This is a genomic window from Oleiphilus sp. HI0043, assembly GCF_001634935.1.
On sequence record NZ_LWEY01000432.1, the window covers coordinates 1 to 866 of the forward strand.

At 45.3% G+C, this 866-nt stretch carries 1 protein-coding gene; it reads right to left on the minus strand.

The genetic code is table 11. The annotated features are described in order from the left end of the window. Positions 1 to 866, minus strand: an 866-nt coding sequence (locus tag A3729_RS32365) for a hypothetical protein (RefSeq protein ID WP_197475600.1), incomplete at both ends; no start/stop codon positions are given.

Sequence of the window (866 nt, forward strand, 5' to 3'; positions counted from 1 at the left end):
ATCAAATAGGCCGCTGGCATAGTCGAATTCAGCATCAGTTTCTAATCCCATATCCCCCAGATTTAACGCACTGAGTAATGCGCCGCCATTAGGGTCCGTCATAGCGGCTGTGCCTAAGGATAGAGACGCTCCATATTCAACCTGCATTAGGTAGCGATATTCATCGTCACTGCCTACTCGGTGCTGCAACAAAGCTGAACCGTCAATAAAATCAAGGTAGTCAGCGATACCATCATAGTCGGAATCTAGTCGCCCCTCGACGAAATCATTGACTCCATCACCATCAGAATCGTCATTTGCCGACAATGTAAGATAGGTATCAATCACTCTAAGATTTATACGTGCATTTGAAGCTTTACTTGGCGTACCGTTGTCTGTAACACTCACTTCGGCGATATATACGCCTGTACTTAAATTGACCGGATCAAAGGTAAGCGTTCTTGAGTCGCCGTCAAGGTCTACTAGCTGGTTGTCGGTTTTACTCCAGTCAAATGAGTGTGAGTCAGCCGAATTTAAATCATCAACAAGCGCATGAATAGTCACCAAGCCTTCACCTGAACTGAGCGTTGTAAGCGCCAAACCATTTTGCTCTGCGGTCACGTTTAATCTAGGGGCAATATTCGATTCTGTAATCGTGATCTGATGCTGCTCGTTCGCACCTATCACCGCATTGACCGGATCATTAAATGTAACGATAAGCTGCTCATCACTTTCAACAATTTGGTCATCTAAGACTTCTAGTACTAGCTCGGCAGTCATGCCTTCGTCAAAAATGACGACACCGCTGACCTTAGTGGACTGCTCGGTGACATTTGAGCTAGTAAGTAAGTCGTAATCATTTTCGTTAGCTGTACCACCAAGACTGT